Here is a 21586-nt window from a genome sequence, read left to right as displayed (position 1 = left end):
TCAGTCCTCCAGCAGATAGGCCGTCAGGTTCTGGTGTCCATGCAGGATGCGGATGATCTCGACCCCCTGCCCGTCTTGCCGATAGATCACGAGATGCGAGCCATTGGGATGGATCCTGACGGGCGGGGAAAACTCCCTGCGCTCCCGTCCCAAGTCCGGAAAGGCGGCCAGAAGGTCGAAGACCGCGAACAAGCCGTCCGTATAGCGCTCTGCCTGTTCGACACCCCAGGTCGCGGCCCCCTGGCGCCAGATTTCTGACAGGTCGGATTCAGCGGAGGGCCGAAGGGTCCAGCCGTTACTTTCCGGCATGTTCCGCGCGCATCCGAGCCCTGAAGGCCGCGCGATCAAGCGGCTTGGCGGGTCCGCTGGCGATCCCGGTCTCGATCGCGGCCTGGATCTCGGTGATCGCCTGCTGGCGCTGCCGGTCGCGGCGGATCAGATCACGCACATAGTCGCTGGAATTCGCGTAACGACCTGATTTCGCCTGATCTTCAACCCAGGACTTCATAGGGTCCGGTAGCGAGATGTTCATCGTGCCCATGGCGGTCTCCTTCCAGCCGAGGATATGGCAAAGTTTGCCATTCGACAAGACTGCCGCACACGCTTTCATCTCGCCCCTGCCCCGGTTTCGCTGCGAAACCCGGTTCAGCCGTCCAGCAGCCGCTGGATCTCGAACATCAGGTGATCGATCATGTCGGGCGTTGCCTTCACCCCCTCGAAGCGCAGGATCTGGCCCTTGCTGTCGCTGGCGCGGCGGATGGTGATGCCGCTGGAGGTGCGCACGGTCTTGTCGTCGATCCAGCCATAGCCCAAGGGCGAGGTCTTGGGCCGCCCGCCGCGTTTGGTCTCCTGCGGTCCCTGTTCCAGCGCGCGGATGATCGGCTCGATGACCAGCCATTCCTCGTCGGCATCGACGGGTGCCACCTGTGACAGCGCCTCGCGCAGCTTGCCCTCGGCCCCGCGCCGCAGCGCCCCGGCCAGTTGCAAGCCACGGCGCTCCGTCAGGCCCTCGGGGAAGGCCAGCATATCGCCCAGTTCCTCGAAGATCACCGCGAAGGAGCGGATCTTGGACCGCTTGGCCTTGGAGCCGGTGGCGAACAGCTTGTCCACCGCATCCTCAGTATTGGCAAAGGCGCCTTGGTTGGCGGCGATGACCGCGATGCGGCCACGCTCGAAATGGCTCAGCTCCTCGCGGACCTCGTTCTCCTCGATCATCGAGACGAAAGCGCCGCCGCTGGCCTCGCGCGGACGGATCAGCGCCCGGATGGTCTGGTACTTGTCGGCCTCGGTCAGCTCCAGCAACCCGCGCGTGGCGAGGAAACGGCGATAGCCGGAGAGAAGGCCGTAGCGCGCGCCCTGCCCGTTCGGCTTCTCGAGTTCAAACACCTCGATCGGCAGACGCAGCCCATGCGCGGCGATGGACTGGCGCAGCTCCTGGATCGCCTCCTCGCTCATCACCATGCGGTCGCGGATCATCGCGCCCTCGTCGATCTGGTCGAGCGGGATCTCGACCATCAACAGGCCCTGACTCTGCGCCGCCTTGAGTCGCGCCGCATCGGCCTCGAGCTTTGCGCGTTCGGCCCGCGCCTCGCCGGTTTCGGTCGGTGCGGCGGCGGCGCTGTCGCCGGCGACCTGGGCGATCGGCGCGATGCCCCGAAGCGGCGTCAGCCGGCCGGAGGTTTCGCTGCGAAACTGTTCCTCTATGCGGTCCATATCCGCATTGCTCGGGGTCTCAAGACGCCTGCGCTTGGCCATCTGCCTCATCCTCCTTGCCGTTCAGTTCGGCTTTTTCAAGTTGCAGATCCCGCCACCACGCGCCGAGGATCAGCTCCTTCACCTCGGCCCAGGTGCGATCGAAGGTCTCGCGGCCGCGCACATAGGTGTCGCGGTTGAACTCGCGGTAATCGGCCTCGTAGATGCCGTTCACCTGCTCGCCGGCCTGGCCGACCATGGCGGTGGTTTCCTGCCGGTAGGTGGTCATGAAATCGCCGAAATAGGCCTGGATGACATTGGCCAGATCGGTCTGCTGCCCGGCATCGAAGCGGGTGATCAGCGCGCGGACGGCGTCCCATTCGAAGCGCATCTCCGGCAAGCCGTCGCGGCGACGGGCGGCGTTCTCGCCATCCTCGACGCTGGCGAAGGTGGAATAGAGCATGTCGAAGAACCGTCCCGTCGAGTCGAATTCCAGGAAGCTGGCCCCAAGCGGCACTAGCAGGATATCGGCCGCCGCCAGCGCATTGATGGTCAGATAGCCAAGCGCCGGGGGAGTATCGAGGATGATGATGTCGTAATCGTTAACGATGCGGTCGTTGTGGAGCGCGTTGCCAAGCGCATCCCAGAGCGGCCAGCCGCGCAACCCCATGCGCCAGACCGGTACCTGGAACTCGGCCCAGTAGAGGTTCAGCTGCGCGCCCAGAAGATCGATGTTCGGCCAATGGGTCGGCTGGATCACGTCGCGGGCGCTGAGCTTGAGCGCCTCGGTCAGGGTCTCGTCGAAGGGCAGGGGGCTTTGACCGGCGGCGGCGCGGACCCGGTTCTCGTCCTGCAGGGCGAGGGCGTAATCCTTGGCCAGCAGCGGGAAGGCGGTGGACCATTCATCGGGCACCCGTCCGCCCATGATCGAGGTCATGCTGCCCTGGCTGTCCAGATCGACGACCAGCACCTTGTAGCCGTCGAGCGCCGCCGACATGGCCAGATGCGCGGCGGTCGAGGTCTTGCCGACGCCGCCCTTGAAATTCGCCACCGCGATGGTTTTCGCGGGCAGGCCCTCGGGGCGCCAGGGGCGGTATTCGCGGCCCGCCGCGCCCTCGGCGGCGAAATGGTCCCTGAGGCGCAAGACCTCCTCGAGGGTGAACCATTTCGAATTGCCCTCGCCGGTGCCCTGCGGCAGATCGGGGGACTTGCGCAGCACCCGGCGGAAATGCGCGGGGGCGACCGGGATCAGGTACTGGCAGACCTCCCAGGTCGAGAAGCGGCGCAGGCGCTTGCGACCGTCGGGGGCATAGCCGCGCTTGGCCAGATCCTCGCGCCCCCGCGCGGCGAAGGCGGCGGCTTTCGCGAATCGGGCGGTGTCGATAGGCTCGGACAGACGCTTGGCTGCCTTGGCCGGATCGATGTTGAAATAGGGCGGGAGAGTGTCCTTGCCTGACATCATGCTACTTTCGCGATGTGCTGCTTCGATATGTGTTTTGGCAAAACTATCGCACATGAACCGGGGTCTGTGAATCCCCGATGGCAGGTTTCGCCGCGAAACCCTTCTGAAATCAAGGAAAACAGCAGCATAAAGCTTGTAGATTGTTTATCTGCTTTAGAGTCTTTACGGACCATGTTCTTCTTAGATTACAAGATGTTCGGTGCGATCAGGCACCCGATTCCGGGTTGAAGGGGACCCGATTCCGGGACGAGGGGTACCCGTCTGCAGGACCGGCGGCACCGATTCGCGGTTATTCGGGTATTCGTCTGCGGGATCGGTGCGAAAGCGGGCAAATGCGGGGGAAATGAGCGATAGGGCAGGGGGTCTGATCCCGTAAAAGGGTACCTGTGTTGCGCGCAACGTCCAGAGGAACCCGTTTCCGGGACCGAGCTTCCCTGCAGATGGGTGCCTGAAGATTTGTAGACCGAGGGTACCTTTTCGGGCATAATAGCAAAAAAGACGAACGAGCAGGACCATGGACGAGATCCCCCGCGACCAGCTGACCGGCGCCCTGCGCCGGGGGGCGGTGAAGAAACATGTGGCCGCGATCCACGTGTCGGGCAAGCTGACGCTGCTGCAGCGCAAGCTGTCGAATGTGCTGCTGCTGAACGCCTATGACACGCTGATCAGCCGGACCCGGCACCAGATCGATGCGCGGACGCTGTGCCTGATGATCGGTTACAATTCGAACGACATGGAGACGCTGAAACAGTCGCTGCGCGGGCTGGCTGAGACGGTGGCCGAATGGGACATGCTGGACGAGAAGGGCCAGCAGGAATGGGGCGTGTCGAGCCTTCTGAGCTATGCCAAGCTGAAGGGCGGGGTCTGCGAATATGCCTATTCCCCGGCGCTGGCGGAGAAGATGCATGACCCCAAGGTCTTTGCGCTGATCAACCTGAATATCCAGCGGCGCTTCACCTCGGGTCATGCGCTGGCGCTTTATGAAAACTGCTATCGCTTTGTCCGCACCGGCTCGACCGGCTGGTGGCCGCTGGAGCTGTTCCGACGGCTGATGGGGGTCGAGGGCTCGGCCTATTACGAGAGCTTCAAGCATCTGAACGCCAAGATCATCAAGCCGGCGGTGGACGAAGTGAACCGCACCAGCAACATCATCCTGACCGCCGAGACGCGCAAGCAGGGCAGGGTGGTCAGCGAGATCCGCTTTCGCATCCGCGAGAACCCGCAGCTGGCGATCCTCGATATCGACGATGGCGAGGGGATGCGGCACGGGCCGGTCTATGCCCGCCTGCGCGCACTGGGGGTCAGTGACCGGCTGGCGCGGCAATGGCTGGGGGTGCATGGCGAGGACGAGGTCGAGGCGAAGCTCGATTACGTCGAGACCCGCAAGAACGTCAAAAGCATGGTCGGCTACCTGAGCGCGGCGCTGGACGGGAACTTCGGCAGCGAGGAGGATGCGGCGGGGCAGGGTGGTGCCGCCATCGCTGCCCCGGCCACGGCGTCGGTCAGCGCGCAGGCCGCGCGGCTGCGGCGCATCCTCGAACTGGTGAAATCGCGCTCGCCGACGCAGCGCGATGCCGACCGGCGGCTGTTCCTGAGCCAGCTCACCGAGGCGCGGATGCGCGACGATTTCACCCGCCATGGCTGGGTCTCGCCGCTGAACGCAGGCCGGATCAGCGCCTTCTGGGAGGACATGTCGCCGGGGCTGTTCGAGGGGATAGAGGGGGCGTGACGGGCAACCGCCACGGAAGCCCCGGCAAAGCCGCGCCCGATAACCTCTTGCTCCTTTAACGAAAGTGGGTAGTCTGGCGATCAGCCCGCCCTTTTTGACATTGTCGTTTTTTCAACCCCTAAGCCAGTAGAGGTTCCCCCGCCCTCGCGGGGATAGAGGGAGGCGATGATCCAATGTAACCGGACCGGGGGGATCAAGCTGGCAGGTACGGCTTAGCCCAGTCCCGACGACCTTCTCTCGTTCGTGTTCTCCGCCACGCATCAACGCGCATGGCGTTTGCCCTCGCTCGTGACCAGTTCAGCGACCGCCGCCCGTCGTTCAGCCTCTGGCATCCCCTCGAGCATAACCCTGCGGCGCTGCGGCGCCATTACGCAGTGCCTCTCATGATCGCCAGGTAAGGTCGGCCCAATCCTGCCCTTCGCGATTTCGGGATGCCGCAATGTTGCTTTCACCGAACCGGCCGTTCGACCGCTGGTGCAGCATTTTCGTGAGGCGGGCGGCAGCAATGCGGGACAAAGCGGCCATTGGACACTGGTTCAATCAGAGCGTGCTCAAGCCAAGATCAAATAGAAAGCGATCAATAGCACTTGTGGCTTGGCCGAAGCCGGTCGTCCCTGGCAGGAAAATGTGGTTGTCATCCTCGAGAAGGACAAGGTCCGCATTCGGCATGGCGGCGGCCAGCCGGCGACCTTCGTCGGCCGCGACCGAGCGATCTCCCCGGGAATGAAGCAGCAGCGAAGGCGTTGTCACCTCTTTCGCCATGTCCTCGATGTCAATGCTGACCATCAATTCGAGATTGGCAAGAATGGCGGCCGCATCGCAGGCACGACGCTGCATCTCGTCGAATTCGCGTGCGGCCTCGGCGCTGCAATCGGGAATGAGACGCGCGGTAAAGAATCGCCGATATTCCGGATTCGGGTCGTTCCAGCCGGCAAGGATCAGTGCCTTGCTGCCCTCGTATTTGCGAACCTCGGCCTCGTCGCCGCTGACCAGCCATCCGCGGCCGAATCCGCCGCGCCCGACGATGCCGATCACCCGTTCGGGATATCTGTGTGCAAATGCGATTGCGAAGGCCACGCCCTGCGACGGGCCGAACAGAAAGAACAGCTCGACACCGGCCGCGTCGGCGACCGCGCGCATGTCCTCGACCATGTCATCGATGCTCAACACCCCTTCGACGCGATCCGACATACTGGTGCCGCGCTGATCGAAGCGGATCAGGCGCACACGTTCACCAAGCCAGCGATAGAATTGGGTGAAGATCAGGCTCTGCGCCTCCATCTCGATATTCGAGATCCAGCTTGGTGCCTTGAGCATCGGCGGACCAGTTCCCGACGCGGTCCAGGCCAGCCTCACGCCATCGGCAGACGTCGCAAAGCGGATCGGATCATCGTCAAGCGGTTCGATTGCAGTATTGACCACGGCAGCATTGCCGACGGGCGGGGCCAGCCGATAGCCGCTCTTCGGATGCGTCTGCAGGATCCGGCGCTCATGATCGCCAAGCGCGCGACGGATATCGGCCACGCATTGTGTCAAGCTGCTTTCGGTGACGGCGATATCGCCCCAGACAGCATCCATCAGATCGCGCTTCGACACGATCCTGCCTGACGATCTGGCCAGTTCGGTCAGCAGCTGGGCGGATTGCGGCCTCAGCGTATGTTCTTCGCCTGACAAGCGTTTCACCAGCCGGCTGTCGCTGTCGAATGTGGCATAGCCGATGTCGATCCGTGCCATCCGAACTCATTCCCCACGGCGGCGTGGCTTTCACAAAATTTCATGTCGGTTTCAGGACGCTACGCCGTCACGGATTGTAACCTGAAGGCCTCGATTCCGACAAGTCACGCAAAATCAAAGAACTGGAGGGAATGATGTCGAGATTTTCAGTCACATATACAGCGGCCCTAGCCATCGCGCTGGGTCAGACCGCAATTGCCGAAACCGCCGAAATGCAGGTCAATGGTGCGTCCCTGACCTATGTCAGCGAAGGTGAGGGTGTGCCGGTCGTATTCGTCCACGGTGCGATCAGCGATCTTCGGGCGTGGGAAGCCTATGGTCCGATCATATCGGATGAACGCCGCTTCGTCGCCTATTCACAGCGCTACTTTGGAACTGGCGACTGGCCCGATGACGCCACGAATTTCCAGCGCACCACCCATGTCAGCGATCTGATTGCTTTCGTAGAGGGCCTGGATGCCGGTCCGGTTCATCTGGTGACCTGGTCCTACAGCGGCGAGATCGGCGTCCATGCGATGCTTGATCGTCCGGACCTGTTCCGCTCGGCGGTGCATTACGAACCTGTTCTCGACAACCTTGTGTCGGGCGCGCCCGGCGGCGCAAACGCGACACGCGATCTCTTCTCGCATTTCGGGCCGGCGGTCATGGCCGCGCAGGAAGACAGGCCCGAGGATGCTGCCCTGCGTTTCATCGAGGCAGTGTTCGAACTGCCTGAAGGAGGTGCCGAGACCGAACCGGCGCAGGAGATGTGGCGCCAGAATGGCCGAACGGTTGCGCCCTATCTCGCGATGGACCCGTCACCGTCGCTCGATTGTGACGCGCTTGGTGCGATAACGGCGCCCACGCTTGTCGTGCAGGGTGCGCAGTCCTTCACGCGCTTCTCGATCATGGCTGACCTCGTCGCTGCATGCGTGGAAAATGGGATGACGGTGATGCTTCCCGAAGTCAATCACGGCGGGCCCTATCGTGCGCCCGACAAGTTCAGCGCGGTGATTGAGGGTTTTCTTTCAATTGTCGAATGACAGTGGAGAGAACGAACATCCGTGAGGAGGCGGCGCAGTTTGAGGGAAGACTGTGTAAGACTGAGGGAGCTCCTACCCGACCTGCGGCACTGCGGCACCATTGCGCAGTGCCGCTCGTGATTGTCAGGTAATGTCGGCCCAAACCTGACCTTCACAACGGGACAAAATGCCGCGGCGTGGCCCGTCGAACCTGCCATTCGTCGCAGGCGCGAAAACGGGCACACGCTGAAGCCATGCGATGCGGGATGTTTCTATCGATTAGCACATACTGATGACCAGCCGGCTAGTCCGAGGAATTCCTGGCATGTGGAACAGTCCGGCACAATCCACGGATGCGCTGGCATGGCAGACGAGCCTCCAGAATCTGACCGCCTGCCAGCCATGTTGGATTGCCAATTTCTTCACCCCGCATCAGGCTCGTCAGCCCCGCCTGCACTCGGTTCGTAGTTCAGCGACCGGAACCACATGATCAGATCCATGAAACGGTCTGGGCGCTTGTAGGGACCGTCATGCGTAACGCCGTCCATGCGGACCAGCATTGCGTTGCCGGAACATTTCGCGACCTGCTCTGACATCATCGCCCATTGCACCAGCGTGTCGGTTCCCTGCACAACCAGCGTCGGCACATTGATTTGCGCAAGATCGTCGCAGGTCAGCGGCGCGCCCGGTGCCATGCCGCCATAGATCGGCAGGGTGCGACCGTTTTCCTTCCAGTATGTTGGAAATGGTTCTGGCTCTTCTCCTGCTGAGCCCTCAGGCATCCGGAACACCGACTCGATGATGCGCAACGCGGCGGATTCGGTGTCGCCAGCCTCCAACGCGGCGATCATCGGGCCAACCGTCGCACCGAACTGTGAGCGTGCGGCATCAGCGCCCGGAACCTCGTCGATCAGCCTGTCTACGTCCGGTTCGAAATGCACCATCGAGCGGAACAGATCGGGCCGCTGCAAAGCGGCATAGGTCGCGATCTCGCCGCTATAGGACCACGTCACAAGATCGACCGGCCCGGAACCCAAACCCTCGATGAAGGCGATCAGGTCGGCGATATGAGTCCCGCGCGTAAAACCCATCCCATCATCCGGCCAGTCGGCGGTCCCGAAATAGCGTTGGGTATAGGCGACAAAGCGACCCTCCTTTGCGATACGGTCGGCATAACCTTCCCAGACCCGCGCATCCGAGATTGCGCCGTGGACAAACACGATCGGTGTGCCTTCGCCCTGTTCGATATAGGTCAGTTCTGCCCCGTCCACCTGCATAGTTCCGGTTTCAATCGCCTGAGCCGCCGTCAACCCCATCGCAATGGCGGCGGCTGTTGTGAATGTGACCTTCTTCATAACTCCGTCTCCTTTCCTTGATTCGCCAAATTCGGTCGTCAGTTCGGTGAGTCTCGGACGGGGGACGTCACGACAGCGTCACGCACCCCGTCACGCGACAGCGCTTGCGGTGAATTTCCGGCTTTTCTTCATGTTTTTTCGAGGTCTAGCCGTTCTTGTGCTAGAATACCCATCAGGGGGTTGCAGGGACGATGCCGATCCTTCGCTTATCATTTCTGGGCGAACCACGCCTTCAAGGCCAGTACGGCCAGGTGCTGGCCACGCCGGGGCCGAAGGCGCTGGCACTGCTCGGCTGTCTGGCAACGGCACCAGACCTGCGGGCGGGCCGCACGAGGCTGGTCGAGTTGCTTTGGGCCGAGGCATCCTCCACGCCCGCAGCTCGTCACGCTTTGCGTCAATGTCTTGTGAGGTTGAGATCGCAGCTTGGCGATGCCGCAAAGGTGCTGATCGCCGATGAGAACGCCGTCTGGCTGAACCCTGATCTGGTGTCGCTCGATCTCGCCGAGATCCGATCGGCGCTGCAAACCGGCGCGCACAAGGCGATCCCGGAACTGTCACTGATGGTTCGCGGTCGGTTCTGCGCCGGGCTGGATGTCGGGATTGCCGAGTTCGAGGCGTGGCTGCGTGATCGGCAACGGGAATACGACCAGCTTTGTGCTGAACTGCATGGCAAGGCGGCCGCAATCCTCGCCGAGCGTGGCAAAGGACCGGCAGCCATTGCCGCCGCGCGACGACGGCTTGAATGCGAGCCGTTTCAAGATGATGCCCATGCGGCCTTGATCGCGCTTTGCATCGCCTTTGGCCGCCGACAAGAAGCCGCGACCGCACATAAGGACTGCCACGACCTTTTCGCCAGGGAACTTGGCGCCGCTCCGGCGCCACAGGTCGACCGGGCGCTCAGTTCGTCGGTGTATACCTGCCATGTGCCCCTGTCGATGCCGGCGCGCGTCGTGCCAACGTCGCACCGGCCAGTGCTTGGCGCTTTCTCAGCCGGTCTTGCTGCGGCCATCACCTTGTTTCAGGTCCTTGGCCCGTGGGGCAGTTACCAGCCGTCCGAACCGGATCGAAAGCCGATGTCGATCTGGGTCAGTCCAGCCTCGGCCGCATCCATTCAAGACAGCAGATTCACCGCGTCACCCGTCAATTTGCCAGAGGACAGTATTGATGCATCAAGTCAGACCGCCGCGCGCCAAATGCTTGAAGGGGAAACCGACTATGCGATGCTCTATCCCGCAGGATGCTAGCCATCGCCGGCGTGCTGTCGCAACGGCGGGGCTTGCGATCTTGATGGCCAACTTGCCGTACTTGCCGGCAAACGCCCAATCCGTTGCGGGCGAGGGCACCTTCGCGGCGAATTTCGTCGGATACGCTGCAAATGAGGTCGAACCGATTGAGACCGGAACTGGCCGAATTTTTGGGCTGGTCGATTCGACCCTGACCGCAATGAACGCCGATAACGCCGCGTTCCTGCACAACCAGACCGGCAGATGTCTGGGCACGTGGACCGTGGATGAAACGGCCAAGACCTTTGAAGAACTGGTGAACTGTACCTACACCGATGCAGATGGCGATCAGATCTTCGAAAGCGCGACCTTCGACAGACAGCCACTGGACGCACCCCATGTCGGGACGGGACGCTGGCTGGGCGGCACCGGCAAATACGAAGGGCTGACCGGACTTTTCGAGATACGCACCCGCACCCTGCGATCCGCACGCGAAGGTCTGGTTCAATATGTCGGAACGAAGCAGGGGCAGTATAGCCTTCCGGCGCGGGAGTGAACTCACAAAGCGCCGGTGGAATGCTTCGTCTTCAAAAACTGAAAGTGGCAAATTGGAACTGATTGAGAAAGGACCATCCGATGACACAGTTGAAACGCTTCATGATCGAGCGCGACATTCCGGCGATTGGCCAAATGTCAGCTGCCGAGCTCTGCGCCGCCGCCAGCGCGTCAAACCAGGCGCTGGAACAGATTGGCACGGGCATCCAGTGGGTCCAAAGCTACGTGGCCCGCGACAAGACCTTTTGCATCTATCTGGCCGACAGCGAGGCAGCGATCCGAAAGCATTCGGAACTGTCGGGCATCCCGGTCGGCGCGATCACGGAGGTCCCGCAGGTGATCGATCCGCTCACGGCCAAGAGCTGATCCTGTCTTGGACGCCCCGGGGATCGGTCGTCTTGTCGGTATAGGAACGGAAGATCGCGTCCTTTGCCGGACCCTCCGGTCGGCGCAAAGATCGACACCTCCCCGCTGGCCGTCCGGCATCGTGGGAAGCGGCAGAACGGAGGTGGGAATTGACGCAGGTCGAAACAGGTCATTACCGCCTCTTCTGGGAGAAGATGTCCGGGGCAATGGTGATCGAGCTCTTGCTGGAAGAGATGCAGATCCCCTTTGAGCGCGTCGCGATCGACATGGCCGCCGGCGCGCACCAGTCGGCGGCATATCTGGCGGTGAACCCGACCGGGCAGGTTCCTGTCCTCGCACTCCCGTCAGGTGAGGTCATCGGCGAGACCGCCGCGATTATCATCGCCCTGGGCGAACGCCACCCGGATAAGCTGCTGGTTCCCAGGCCCGACCACCCCGACAGGGCGACGTTCCTGCGCTGGCTCATCTACATGGCCGCAAGCCCCTACATGACCTTCGTCCAGTTCAACCATCCCGAGCGCTTTCTGGACGACCCGGGAACCCATCCGGCTCTCATCGACAATGCGCGCGCGCGGTTGCGCGACCAGTTCACAGCGCTCGACCGGGCGATCGTCGGCGCTCCGTTCTTTCTGACCGACGGGATCAGCGCTCTGGACCTCTATGCTTACATGCTGATCGAGTTCTTCGGCGACGATCCCGTCGCGCTGGCTGGCAAGCCCCGTCTGGCGCGCGTTCACGGAGCGGTCGCGAAGCGGAGCAGCGTCGCGCGCGTGCGCCAGCGTCATGGGAGATGATCTGAATGTGGCAAGGGCAACGCCCTTGTTCGCGAGCCCCGGGTTCTGCTGATGGACGAACCGACCTCGGCGCTTGACCTCAACCGGCAGATCGAGGTGCTTTCACTGGTCTCGGCGCTGGCCGTTGAACGCGACATGGCAGTGCTGATCGCAATTCACGACCTGAACCACACCTTGCGCTTCTGCAGCGACGTGATCGTGATTGTCGATGGCCGGATGCACTCGGCTGGGAAGCCGGGTGACATCATCACACCCGCCTTTCTGCGGGAGGTCTACGGGGTGGAGGCGCGTGTCGAGCACTGTTCGAAAGGTCTGCCCCATATTATCATCGATCATCACAGGGCTTGAGGCAGCGACGGAGGCATCCCGCCGTCCAATGACAAGGCCGGCCCTTATGTATGTGCCGGCTGCTGTTCGCAATTGAGAAATCGGCGCGTCTTCGGAAATCGCTCATATGTATCCGGCCTGTTTGTCGGCTCGCGGGCCGTGGCCTCGATGGGGTTACGCACGCACCTTGGTCTCATTAGCGGCAAGGTCGATAATGACCTAAAGGGCCGTCAGACTCTGGGGGCGTAGTTTCTCCGTTCCATGCTGTCCTCTTTCGCGAACTCCGTGGTGACCGGGAGGCTGTCAGATTGCTTCCATGGTCGGATCTCTGGGGGTGTCGAACCGCGTGCCGTGACGCAGGATGCTCCACGCCGTGCGGGCCAGCTTGTTGGCCAGGGCAACCGCAGCCTTGTTCCTGGGCATTCGGGATGCGGCGCGTTCGAGCCAGGCTCCGAAGCTGAACGCCTGCCAACGGTGGGGGCGCATCATGATCACCTTGGCGGCCTGCACGAAGAGCATGCGCAGGTATCGGCTTCCCCGCTTGGTGATCCGTCCGAGGATCGTACGCCCGCCCGTGCTGAACTGTCGGGGCACCAGCCCAACCCAGGCGGCAAAGTCGCGGCCCCGGTCGAAGACCTCGCCCCGACCGACCGCCGCGACCATGGCCGTCGAAATCATCGGTCCGATACCCGGGATCGACATGATGTTCGCGCAGTTCTCTTCCGTACGGCTGATCTCCTCGATCTCGGTTGATACGGCGGCAATCCGGTCATCGAGCCAGAGCCAGTCGCCGTAAAGCCCGATCAGGATATTCCGCATCCGGGCAGAGATCTCGTCGCGCCGCTGTTCGAGGATCGTCTCGAAGGAATTCCGCAAGGCGCGGAGCCCGCTGCGGACCGCGATCCCCTGTTCGATCAGGAAAGCCCGGATCTGGTTGATCGTTGCCGTACGTCGCGAGACGAGCCGAGACCGAACCCGGTGCAGGGCCTGAAGGTCGAGCTGGTCCTGGCTCTTCTCCGTCACCGTCCGAAGGTTCGGCCGCAGGGAGGCTTCGGCGATCGCCTCCGCATCGTTGTAGTCGTTCTTTTGGCCTTTGTTGAACGGCTTCACGTAGATCGCCGGAATGATCCGCGGATCGAACCCCAAGTCGCGCAGCCTTCGGCTGACGAAATGGGCGCTGAGGCAGGCCTCCATCCCGACCACGCATCGTGGCAACGTCTCGAACGTTGCGTCCAGTGCGAGCCGCTTGATCTGCTTGCGCAAAACCACCTGACCCGAGCGGTCGAAACCGACCAGGTGGAAGGTATCCTTGCCGATGTCGATGCCGACAACTGCCAGGTCTTCAATGCTTCCTGTCTTCTTCGCACACATGGCTGCTTCTCCTTTGGCGCGGATGATCCCGGTTCAGGATAACCCAACGGTGGGGGAAGCAGCCGGCACATCCCATTAGCTGCCGCTCAGGGGAGCAGCGACCGTAGAGCTTAGCTTCCCTAAACCGGCCGCTCATGCTCAGTGCAGTGACCCTGACAGGTGAATATCTGATGCGCGCCAAGCGAAGCTTCGGTCAAATCAGGAGACATCGTCACATAGCATGGGTTCCCTGCCGCCGACCCTGTAGGTAGGCTTCTAAGATGCCGAATATGATCTCCCAACAGGCCGCTCCGTCTCCCCGCCACATCGCTGCCGGTCTGGGCGATGCGTCCCGCCAGGAAATCTGTGGCCTCTTGGCCCTGCTGAACGCCGCACGTCTTGCAAAAATTGCAGGCGCCGTGGGCGAGGCCGCCTGGCGAAAGCTTGTCTCGGACGACAAGCAGGGTGCCGATCGTGTGACCGCTTTCGCCAAGGATCTTATGAGCGGGCCCCTCTCGACGGATGCGCTGCGATCAAGGCTGTGGCTCGGCGTGAAGCAGAGTCTTGGGCTGCCGGACCTCTATCCTCTTTCAACCCGCAGCATGGAGGAGGAGGCCGCCGCCATCGCCGTCCGGGCCTCCGAGATCCTCGCCCCTGCCGTCGCCAATGCGCAGCAAGAGAGGGCGGATGCCGACCTGTCGATCACGGGTCGGGCGGGACGGCAGCTGCTGCGCCGCGCGACGGGCGTCGGCAGGCGCGCGCGGGCGGCGGTGACCTTTCCGGATGTCGTCGCGCATGAGATGATGGTCATGATGAAGGGCCTTGCGGCAGCGAGCGACCGCGGAGAGCTGGATCCCGAGGTTGCCGAAGCTATCCGCAAGGGCCAGCAGGCCATCTCTACTGCGGTTCTTGCCGGCGGCGGATGGGCCGCATTGGCCACCGCGATCGGGTCGGCGGGCTTTGCGCCTTATCTCATGGCGGCCCACCTCTCATCCGTCATTCCTTTCGTGGCGGGGCCGACGCTCACATCGCTTCTGTTCGTGATGATCAATCCCGTGACCGTCATCGCCGGCAGCGCGACCCTTGGCTATTGGGCGATCAGCAGCCGGGCCAGCGCCGCTCTTGAGATTGCCGCCGCAAGGGTCGCGATCCTCTTGGCCGTGCGCGGTCAGGGTGCGGTCAACGGGATGGCTACGCTCTTGAACGCGTTTCGAGGGCTCTACCGGATGCCCGACACAGAGCTGCGCCATCTCGACGGCAAGCAGCGCAAGGCTGTTCGGATGCGGGCCGGGACAATCATCGCCACCCTGTCGACGGACATTCCTTCCGTGTCAGATGCGGCGCCAGGTCTCTGGGGTGCGCGGATCGCCGTCGAGCAAAGCACCGACCGTCAGAACACGGCTCTCGTTGCAGGTCTGACCGCAGGCGACATGCTTTATCACGCAGCGGCCGTCGATCCCTCCGTTCTGGCCGCTGCCGATTTCTCGCGCGTGTCCGAGTTCGACACGCCGCTGGACCTTTCGGTTCATATCGCGAATTTCGCCTCTCTGGGTGCCCGGGTTGCATTGCGGGGTTACAGCGCCGAGCAACTGGTCATGGCGCAACTGATCGAAGACGGCCACGATGTGATCCTGCCCGAGAGTTCCACGATGCCGGGCTACGACTTGATCGTCGATGGCGTTCCGGTCCAAGTCAAATGCGGCACCAGCATCTCGTTGTTGCATGACCATTTCGCGAAATACCCTGACATTCCGGTCATCGCCGATAACGCTTTGGCCGCACAGGCCCAAGTTCTGGATGAGCCCTGGGCGCCAATGGTGACGACCGCGAGCGGTTTCGATCTCGATCATGTCCAGAGCCTCGTCGACCGATCACTTGAGGCTGCCGCCGGATTGGCGGATGTGCCTGTGCCTCTCTATGCGACGATCATCGGCGGAGCACGCGCGGCACATAAAGCATGGACAGGAAAGATCCCGGTCGAGGATCTGCCGGCATGGCTGGTGATCGACCTGTCCGTCCGCGGTGGTCTGGCCGGCGCGGGACAGGCCGGGGGCGCGATCCTGGGCCTTGTGGTCCTCGGCCCCGCGGGGGCGCTGATCCTTGGGCCGGTTGCTGGGGTCGCGGCGTTGCTCGGCACGGGACGCGCGCATGATCTGCTGGATCGGGGGATCAGGAGTGAATGGCGCGCAGAGGTCTTGGAAGCGGCGCGCGACCTGCACACAGCCTTGCTGACGGCTGCGGACCGTCAGATCACGGCACTGACGCTCCGCCTGGAACGGCTCCGCACGGCCGGGAGCGCGCTGCCGCGTGAGCTGTTTACCTGGCTCGAAGCCCGCATGGCAGACGACCTGATCAACGCCATCGAGGCACGTGACCGGATGCTATCGCCATCGTCTCTGCGGGCGGCAATGGAGCTTCTTGTGACGGCCTCGGCCGCCGACATGGTCGCTCCCGAGGTTTTACGCGCTCGACACAGGCTTGCCCGCTGCCTTGCCGCGAAGCCCTCCACGACTGGCGCAGCGAAAGAACTAGGTGCAAAGGTCAGTGAAGCCGTCCGAGGGCGTGCCGGAAGGGCATCGCAGTAGCGAAGACTGCTCACGGTGATCGTCGCCGCCTAGTCATATCTGAACGGCCGAGGCTGTGTGGACACTGCCTGCTGTGGTAGACTTCTGCAGGTCAGCAGGGGTTCGGCATGGCGGGTTTCATCGAAGGTATTGGGCGTGGCCAGACCGCCCTTTTCCCGGAGCGGTTGGAGGACTGGATCGGCGAAGATCACCTCGTTCGCGTCGTTGATCTCTTTGTCGATGAGCTTGATCTACCAGGCTTTGGCTTCGTGCGTTCGGCCCCGGCACGGACGGGGCGGCCCGGATATCACCCTGCGGTCCTGCTCAAGCTGTTCATATACGGCTATTTGAACCGGATCCCTTCCAGCCGACGGCTGGAGCGCGAGGCGGGGCGCAATGTCGAGGCGATGTGGCTGACCGGTCGGCTTGTGCCGGACCACAAGACTATCGCCGACTTCCGGCGCGACAATGGCCCGGCCATCGGCAAGACCTGCGCGCAGTTCGTGGAACTCTGCCGCCGGATCGGCACGCTGAAGGGCGATTGCGTCGCGATCGATGGCAGCAAGTTCAAGGCGGTGAACAACCGCGACCGCAACTTCACCAAGGGCAAGATCGCCAGCCGCCTGGCGCATCTCGAGGCCGATGTCGAACGCTACATCAACGAGATGGTCCGCATCGACGGGCAGGAGGAAGGCGAGGCGCGCACTGAGAAGGTCGCCCATCTTGCCCGCCGCTACGGCCGCATCCGGCAGGAGGTCGCGCGGCTGAAGGCGATGGACAAGGCCCTGGCCGACGCGCCGGACGGCCAGATATCCCTGACTGATCCAGATGCCCGCACCATGGCGACCAGCGCCCGGCACAGCGGGCTCGTCGGCTACAACGTCCAGAATGTCGTCGATACCGAGACCCACATCATCGTCACGCATGACGTCACGAACCAGGGTTTTGACCGCGATCAACTGAGCCCGATGGCGGTGGCGGCCAAGGAGGCTCTCGGCCGCGACGACCTGCACGCCAATGTCGACAAGGGCTACTTCAGCGGCACCGAGATCCTTGCCTGCCATGAGGTGGGCATCACCACGACCGTGCCGCGGCCCGCCACCTCGGGCAACGAAGGCAAAGGCATGTTCGTCAAGGCGGACTTTCTCTACGATCCGGAACGCGACGTCTATCGTTGCCCGGCAGGCAACAAGCTGACCAGGTCGCCCTTGCGCCCGCGAAAGCAGAAGATCTCGCCCGCATGCGGATCGCGCCCGAGTCCCTGCTGAACTGTCAGCGCCAGCGTGTTCATGCCGCGCCGCATGTCCGTCACCCCACCCGCGATCCACACGCGCACCCCCGCCGGGAAGGCGATCATCGACCCTCCAGCACCGGAAGAAGCCGGGCCAACGCTTCCGGGTCCACCGTGGAGGGGACAAGAAGTCGGCGCCCGTTCCTCAGCACGATCTCGAGCTGCACATTAGGGGTGTCACGCCGCGCCACTGGCGCCTTCGCAGTCACTGGCGCGAGCCTCCCGGGCGAGATCGTCAACGGTATGAACGCCGACGCTGTCTCATCACCAAACTCGCCGTTGCGATATTGCCGGCGCCATATCGTCAGAAGAGAGCGTGACACACCATGCCGCCGGGCCCGTCGCCGCCACCTGACGAGGCCCCACGAAGCTCTCCTCCACGATCCGGATCTTGTCCGCATCGCGCCAGTGCCGCCGGCGCGGCGCATCCGCGGCAGAAAGAACTTCGATCTCAGGTCTGAACTTATGGTCGGCCATAAGGTCGGACTTATCACCGGCGGCGAAATCCCGTCAGACGGTCCCCGCCGGAGGGATACGCCGATGGCGCGCACCGGACCGTATGATCGCCCGTGGCCAACCCAGGCCATGAGTTTCCACACACCCTCGGCCCAAAGCGGACGGTCGCGGCGATATGTCGATGGACAGTCGTAATGGAACTTTGGCGGATTCAAATCCGCCGGTGAGCCTGTCGCATCGCTGCCATGCCGGCCTTCATTTGCCGCGCGACAGGCCCAGCACGCGGAGCACTTCGCGCGGGGCCGGTTGCCGCCAGATCGTCTGGAAACTTTCGACCACGTTGTCCCGTGTGACGCCAATGCCGGGTAGGGCGATCCAGGCGGGAACGGGGCGACCGAGAAGGCACAGGATCACGGTCTGTGCGGCTGTGATCCCTTGGAGGAAAGGCTGCTGGGCTGCGATGCAGCAGAAGGAATTGCCCGTTGCGAGGGCGATGGCTGCGGCCTCTCCGAGGTCCACGGTTGCCATGGACATCGTTGCGCCGCGTTCTGCAAGGCGGGTGGCTGCGGCAAGGGCAGGCGTGTCCCAAACGACGAATAGCCCGGCCAGATCGGGGTTTGCCGACAGAAGGTCATCCGCGGCTGCGGCTGAGTCCTCGATCCGCGCGAAGCGGTGGATGCGCGGTGTGATGTCGGGGCGGTTCACCTGAAGCCATTTGGTGAAGGCGATCTCGCGTTCGTTCGTAGCGAAGAAATCGGCGGCGAAGCCGAGGACGCCGACTTTCGCCCCGTCGGGGATGCGGGGAGAAAGTCCGGCGGCCGCGATCTTGCCCAGACCGAAGTTGTCCGAAGACACCAGCGCCGTGTAGTCCTTGCCCGGCAACAGGCCGGTGGGCGCGTTGTCCAGCAGGACCAGCTTTATTCCCGCCTCGGACACCCGGCGGTGCGCGGCGGCGACCTGTTCATTCGCCACGGGAAGGGAGATGATCGCATCGGGGCGTTGCGAGATCAGCCGGTCAAGTTCGGCCACCTGCATGTCGGGGGAAAAGGCGCAATCCACGACATCGATCACCGCGGCGCCGCAATCGCCGAAGATACCCATCATGCCGGCAAGTTGCTGCTTGGCCCAGTCGCTTTCCAAGGTGTGCAGGACCACGGCAACGCGCCATCCGGCCGCCTTGGCGGCGGTGCGGTCGTCGGGCAGCAGGCTGACCCGTTCGGGCGGGGCGGCGCGTTCGCCATGCGGGCCGAGGCCGGATATCGTCATCTCGGAAGCTCCTGTCCGGTCCCCGCCCTTGGCGGCGGAGGGGGCGGTGCGGTTTGCGAAAGCCGATCCTGCAGGGCGGCGAAGGCCGGATGGGCAAGCGGGCTACCCTGCATCACCCATTCCTTCAGGAAACTCGGCGCGAACAGCTGTTCCGAGGCCACGCGGGCCGCGCCGACAAGTCCGGCCGAACTGCCCATCTGCGACCGGATGATCCGCAGGTCGCGCGTGACGAAGGGATGCGATGCGCCATAGACCGCCTCGCGCACCGCGGCGAGGAGGATGTCGTTCGTCTGCACGATGGACCCCGACAGCACGATCAGTTCCGGGTTCAACGCATTGGCCAGCGTCGCCACGACCTGACCGATCAGGTGGCCCGACTCGGTCAGGATCGCGACCGAGGCGGGATCGCCGATCTGTGCGGCTTGCGAGACTTCGATGGCCGTGATCTCGCCACCGCGGCGCTGGATGTCGGCCAGCATGGGGCTTCGCCCGTCCTGTGCCGCCGATAGACCTTCGCGCTGGATCATGTCCGATCCTGCGAGGGCATCGAGAGGGCCGCTTCGCCCGCCTGAGGTGACTGGAAGCGATCCGATCAGGCCTGCCGCGCCATGCGCGCCACGATACAGCTGGCCGTCGCAGACGATGCCCGCGCCGATGCGGCGGCCGACCTTCAGGAAAAGCATACTGCGCGTGCCGATCGCCGCGCCTGCGTGCAGCTCGCCCATCGTCATCGTCTCGACGCTGGACCGCATCCAGACCGGCACGCCGAAATCGCGCGTCAGCGTTTCGACAAGTGGAAACCCTTCCCAGGCGGGAAGGACCGGCGGCGTGGCGGTCAGGAAGTCACCCTCCGTCGCGCCCTGAACGGCCCCGGGGACGGAGAGGGAGATGCCCCATATGCCGCCCTGCGGTGCATGACGCTCCATCGACCAGCGGAAGAGTGCTGTCAGACGATCGGCCAGTTCGGCGGGCGGGGCGGTCAGGTCGGCGGCTTCGTGATGTTCGGTCAGGAGTTTGCCGGAAAGGTCGGCCACACCTACCCCGATCGCGGTTTGATCCAGCGTGGCGACAAGGATCGCGGCGCGTCGCGCGGCAAAGCGCACCAGTCGCGGCGCTCGGCCGCCCGTGGCGGTGCCCAGTTCGCTTTCGTCCACCAGTCCCAGATCGCCCAGCATCGTCAGGCGATCCGCCACCACGGCGCGGCCGAATTCGCTTTGGCGTTCCAGTTCCTGCCGCGTGTTGGCGGCACCCGTGCGGACGAGGTTCAGGAGTTCGACCAGCGATGGCGCAGCGGTTTCCACCGTGCGCGGCCGTCCCTTGCCGCGGGGGCGGGGCGATTCGGTCAGGTCCTGGGCAGTCAGGGGCAAAATCGCGTCCTTGCAGGGTTTCAGAAGGGATAAAGGGCGTCCTTCTGCCGTTCAAGGAAAAACTTATGCTGTAAAAATGCAGAAGTAATCAGACATAAGCAGATTTATTATTGACCAAAGCTGAATCTAGGCTTAACGAAATTGCCACGGTCAGAGGAGGCCGGCAGGAAAGCAGGCAAGGCGGGCCATCCCGCAGCGCCTGCGGCACGGGGAGGGGATACCGATGACAGCTTGGAAGCTGGCCTATCACGCCAATTGCTGGGGGGGGCTCGGGGGCGATGCCGTGGGCGTCACCTCGATCACGCAACTGGCCTACCGCACCTACGGCGATATGGACCGCGCCTGCGCCGACATCGCTGCCGCTGGTTATGCCGGGGTGGAGCTGTTCGACGGCAACCTGCTGGACTACAGCGCCGCCGAGATGCGCAAGCTTCTGGCCGACAACGGGCTGGAACTGGTCGCCACCTATGCGGGCGGGAACTTCATCTTCGACGACATTCTGCCCGAGGAACTGGCCCGCGTGACGCGCGCCGCCGACCGTGCCGCCGAACTGGGCGCGCCGCATCTGGTGGTGGGCGGCGGGGCCAAGCGTTTCGACGGCACGCGCGAGCCGGATTATCACAAGCTGGGCGCAGCCCTCGACCGCGTGAAGGCGCTGGCCGAGGCGCGGGGGTTGCGGGCGCATTACCACCCGCACTTGTCGACCATCGTCGAAGGGCCGGGCGAAGTGGCCAAGATCTTCGACCTGACCGCCATCGATTTCTGCCCCGACACGGCGCATCTGGCCGCAGCCGGTGGTGATCCGGCGCAACTGATCCGCGACCACGCGAAGCGGATTTCCTACATCCACCTCAAGGGCTTCCAGCGTGAACCCTTTGCCTTCACCCCGCTTGACCGCGGCGATGTGCCGACGGGGCCGATCCTGAAGGCGATGCGGGATGTGGGCTTTGCGGGCTGGGTCTGCACCGAACTCGACTCCTGGCGTGACCCCGCCGAAGGGGCGCGGCTGAGCATGGACTACCTGAACCGGGCAATCGCCGGCTGAACGCCCTGC

19 protein-coding genes and 1 pseudogene are annotated in these 21586 nt (G+C 63.5%); 10 read left to right on the top strand and 10 right to left on the bottom strand.

Annotated elements, in window-relative coordinates; all coding sequences use genetic code 11:
- From CX676_RS22200 to CX676_RS22185, 4 genes are all read right to left on the bottom strand, one after another.
- A complete protein-coding gene (locus CX676_RS22200) occupies positions 1 to 309 on the bottom strand; it encodes a type II toxin-antitoxin system RelE/ParE family toxin (RefSeq protein WP_101754948.1) in 309 nt (102 codons plus the stop codon).
- Entirely contained in the window at positions 296 to 541 is a 246-nt protein-coding gene (locus tag CX676_RS22195) for a type II toxin-antitoxin system ParD family antitoxin (protein WP_101754972.1), read from the bottom strand. Before CX676_RS22195 ends, CX676_RS22200 begins: the two co-directional genes overlap by 14 nt.
- Positions 542 to 645: 104 nt before the next feature.
- Complete coding sequence (locus CX676_RS22190) at positions 646 to 1755, bottom strand: ParB/RepB/Spo0J family partition protein (protein WP_101754947.1); 1110 nt, start codon at positions 1753 to 1755, stop codon at positions 646 to 648.
- On the bottom strand, positions 1733 to 3151 hold the full coding sequence (locus CX676_RS22185; protein ID WP_101754971.1) for an AAA family ATPase: 1419 nt from the start codon (positions 3149 to 3151) through the stop codon (positions 1733 to 1735). The genes CX676_RS22190 and CX676_RS22185 overlap by 23 nt, the downstream gene beginning before the upstream one ends.
- A 517-nt stretch (positions 3152 to 3668) precedes the next feature.
- On the opposite strand from CX676_RS22185, the gene CX676_RS22180 reads away from it, so the two are divergent.
- Complete coding sequence (locus tag CX676_RS22180; RefSeq protein ID WP_101754946.1) at positions 3669 to 4883, top strand: replication initiation protein; 1215 nt, start codon at positions 3669 to 3671, stop codon at positions 4881 to 4883.
- Positions 4884 to 5423: 540 nt separating this feature from the next.
- On the opposite strand, the gene CX676_RS22175 is transcribed toward CX676_RS22180, so the two are convergent.
- Entirely contained in the window at positions 5424 to 6617 is a 1194-nt protein-coding gene (locus CX676_RS22175; RefSeq protein ID WP_101754945.1) for an alpha/beta fold hydrolase, read from the bottom strand.
- A 131-nt stretch (positions 6618 to 6748) separates the two neighbouring features.
- Between CX676_RS22175 and CX676_RS22170 the strand changes: the two genes are divergently transcribed.
- Entirely contained in the window at positions 6749 to 7639 is an 891-nt protein-coding gene (locus tag CX676_RS22170; protein ID WP_101754944.1) for an alpha/beta fold hydrolase, read from the top strand.
- Positions 7640 to 8040: 401 nt separating this feature from the next.
- Here the strand turns inward: CX676_RS22170 and CX676_RS22165 are convergent, their stop codons facing one another.
- A complete protein-coding gene (locus tag CX676_RS22165) occupies positions 8041 to 8973 on the bottom strand; it encodes an alpha/beta fold hydrolase (RefSeq protein ID WP_101754943.1) in 933 nt (310 codons plus the stop codon).
- Positions 8974 to 9164: 191 nt separating this feature from the next.
- On the opposite strand from CX676_RS22165, the gene CX676_RS22160 reads away from it, so the two are divergent.
- The 5 genes from CX676_RS22160 (at position 9165) to CX676_RS22140 (ending at position 12259) form a co-directional block, all read left to right on the top strand.
- Positions 9165 to 10217 (top strand): AfsR/SARP family transcriptional regulator, encoded by a 1053-nt coding sequence (locus tag CX676_RS22160; RefSeq protein WP_101754942.1) that lies wholly within the window; start codon positions 9165 to 9167, stop codon positions 10215 to 10217.
- A 43-nt stretch (positions 10218 to 10260) separates the two neighbouring features.
- Positions 10261 to 10752, top strand: a complete 492-nt coding sequence (locus CX676_RS22155; protein WP_157936054.1) for a hypothetical protein — start codon at positions 10261 to 10263, stop codon at positions 10750 to 10752.
- 80 nt (positions 10753 to 10832) lie between these two features.
- Positions 10833 to 11117 carry a DUF4242 domain-containing protein gene (locus CX676_RS22150; RefSeq protein WP_101754940.1) on the top strand — a complete coding sequence of 95 codons (285 nt, stop codon included), beginning with the start codon at positions 10833 to 10835 and terminating at the stop codon, positions 11115 to 11117.
- Positions 11118 to 11266: 149 nt separating this feature from the next.
- Positions 11267 to 11911, top strand: coding sequence for a glutathione S-transferase family protein (locus tag CX676_RS22145; RefSeq protein WP_101754939.1), 645 nt, complete (start codon positions 11267 to 11269; stop codon positions 11909 to 11911).
- Between the two features lie 51 nt (positions 11912 to 11962).
- Positions 11963 to 12259, top strand: a complete 297-nt coding sequence (locus tag CX676_RS22140) for an ATP-binding cassette domain-containing protein (RefSeq protein ID WP_101754938.1) — start codon at positions 11963 to 11965, stop codon at positions 12257 to 12259.
- 282 nt (positions 12260 to 12541) lie between these two features.
- Here CX676_RS22140 and CX676_RS22135 read toward each other — a convergent pair whose 3' ends face one another.
- A complete protein-coding gene (locus tag CX676_RS22135; RefSeq protein WP_101753191.1) occupies positions 12542 to 13609 on the bottom strand; it encodes an IS110 family RNA-guided transposase in 1068 nt (355 codons plus the stop codon).
- 260 nt (positions 13610 to 13869) lie between these two features.
- Here CX676_RS22135 and CX676_RS22130 point away from each other — a divergent pair, with 260 nt between their 5' ends.
- Positions 13870 to 16173 (top strand): hypothetical protein, encoded by a 2304-nt coding sequence (locus CX676_RS22130; RefSeq protein ID WP_101754937.1) that lies wholly within the window; start codon positions 13870 to 13872, stop codon positions 16171 to 16173.
- Positions 16174 to 16280: 107 nt separating this feature from the next.
- Positions 16281 to 17351, top strand: a pseudogene (locus tag CX676_RS22125) (IS1182 family transposase); the annotation flags it as partial.
- Here CX676_RS22125 and tnpB read toward each other — a convergent pair.
- The 3 genes from tnpB to CX676_RS22105 form a co-directional block, all read right to left on the bottom strand.
- On the bottom strand, positions 17321 to 17443 hold the full coding sequence (gene tnpB, locus CX676_RS23355; protein WP_408634507.1) for an IS66 family insertion sequence element accessory protein TnpB: 123 nt from the start codon (positions 17441 to 17443) through the stop codon (positions 17321 to 17323). The pseudogene CX676_RS22125 and the gene tnpB overlap by 31 nt on opposite strands.
- A 711-nt stretch (positions 17444 to 18154) precedes the next feature.
- Entirely contained in the window at positions 18155 to 19165 is a 1011-nt protein-coding gene (locus CX676_RS22110; RefSeq protein WP_101754935.1) for a substrate-binding domain-containing protein, read from the bottom strand.
- On the bottom strand, positions 19162 to 20532 hold the full coding sequence (locus CX676_RS22105; RefSeq protein WP_232816731.1) for an ROK family protein: 1371 nt from the start codon (positions 20530 to 20532) through the stop codon (positions 19162 to 19164). The genes CX676_RS22110 and CX676_RS22105 overlap by 4 nt, the downstream gene beginning before the upstream one ends.
- Before the next feature lie 223 nt (positions 20533 to 20755).
- On the opposite strand from CX676_RS22105, the gene CX676_RS22100 reads away from it, so the two are divergent.
- A complete protein-coding gene (locus CX676_RS22100) occupies positions 20756 to 21577 on the top strand; it encodes a sugar phosphate isomerase/epimerase family protein (RefSeq protein ID WP_101754934.1) in 822 nt (273 codons plus the stop codon).
- Positions 21578 to 21586: the final 9 nt, after the last annotated feature.

Origin of the sequence: Paracoccus zhejiangensis (assembly GCF_002847445.1) — a bacterium.
GTDB lineage: Bacteria > Pseudomonadota > Alphaproteobacteria > Rhodobacterales > Rhodobacteraceae > Paracoccus > Paracoccus zhejiangensis.
This window is presented reverse-complemented; position numbering and strand designations above follow the sequence as displayed.

What these genes read in the sequence shown, in the direction of transcription:
- CX676_RS22170 (WP_101754944.1), top strand. Translation starts at nt 6,749, where the DNA reads ATGATGTCGAGATTTTCAGTCACATATACAGCGGCCCTAGCCATCGCG.
- CX676_RS22175 (WP_101754945.1), bottom strand. Translation starts at nt 6,617, where the DNA reads ATGGCACGGATCGACATCGGCTATGCCACATTCGACAGCGACAGCCGG.
- CX676_RS22190 (WP_101754947.1), bottom strand. Translation starts at nt 1,755, where the DNA reads ATGGCCAAGCGCAGGCGTCTTGAGACCCCGAGCAATGCGGATATGGAC.
- CX676_RS22150 (WP_101754940.1), top strand. Translation starts at nt 10,833, where the DNA reads ATGACACAGTTGAAACGCTTCATGATCGAGCGCGACATTCCGGCGATT.
- CX676_RS22200 (WP_101754948.1), bottom strand. Translation starts at nt 309, where the DNA reads ATGCCGGAAAGTAACGGCTGGACCCTTCGGCCCTCCGCTGAATCCGAC.
- CX676_RS22195 (WP_101754972.1), bottom strand. Translation starts at nt 541, where the DNA reads ATGGGCACGATGAACATCTCGCTACCGGACCCTATGAAGTCCTGGGTT.
- CX676_RS22140 (WP_101754938.1), top strand. Translation starts at nt 11,963, where the DNA reads ATGGACGAACCGACCTCGGCGCTTGACCTCAACCGGCAGATCGAGGTG.
- CX676_RS22100 (WP_101754934.1), top strand. Translation starts at nt 20,756, where the DNA reads ATGACAGCTTGGAAGCTGGCCTATCACGCCAATTGCTGGGGGGGGCTC.
- CX676_RS22185 (WP_101754971.1), bottom strand. Translation starts at nt 3,151, where the DNA reads ATGTCAGGCAAGGACACTCTCCCGCCCTATTTCAACATCGATCCGGCC.
- CX676_RS22110 (WP_101754935.1), bottom strand. Translation starts at nt 19,165, where the DNA reads ATGACGATATCCGGCCTCGGCCCGCATGGCGAACGCGCCGCCCCGCCC.
- CX676_RS22160 (WP_101754942.1), top strand. Translation starts at nt 9,165, where the DNA reads ATGCCGATCCTTCGCTTATCATTTCTGGGCGAACCACGCCTTCAAGGC.
- CX676_RS22180 (WP_101754946.1), top strand. Translation starts at nt 3,669, where the DNA reads ATGGACGAGATCCCCCGCGACCAGCTGACCGGCGCCCTGCGCCGGGGG.
- tnpB (WP_408634507.1), bottom strand. Translation starts at nt 17,443, where the DNA reads ATGAACACGCTGGCGCTGACAGTTCAGCAGGGACTCGGGCGCGATCCG.
- CX676_RS22135 (WP_101753191.1), bottom strand. Translation starts at nt 13,609, where the DNA reads ATGTGTGCGAAGAAGACAGGAAGCATTGAAGACCTGGCAGTTGTCGGC.
- CX676_RS22130 (WP_101754937.1), top strand. Translation starts at nt 13,870, where the DNA reads ATGCCGAATATGATCTCCCAACAGGCCGCTCCGTCTCCCCGCCACATC.
- CX676_RS22165 (WP_101754943.1), bottom strand. Translation starts at nt 8,973, where the DNA reads ATGAAGAAGGTCACATTCACAACAGCCGCCGCCATTGCGATGGGGTTG.
- CX676_RS22155 (WP_157936054.1), top strand. Translation starts at nt 10,261, where the DNA reads ATGGCCAACTTGCCGTACTTGCCGGCAAACGCCCAATCCGTTGCGGGC.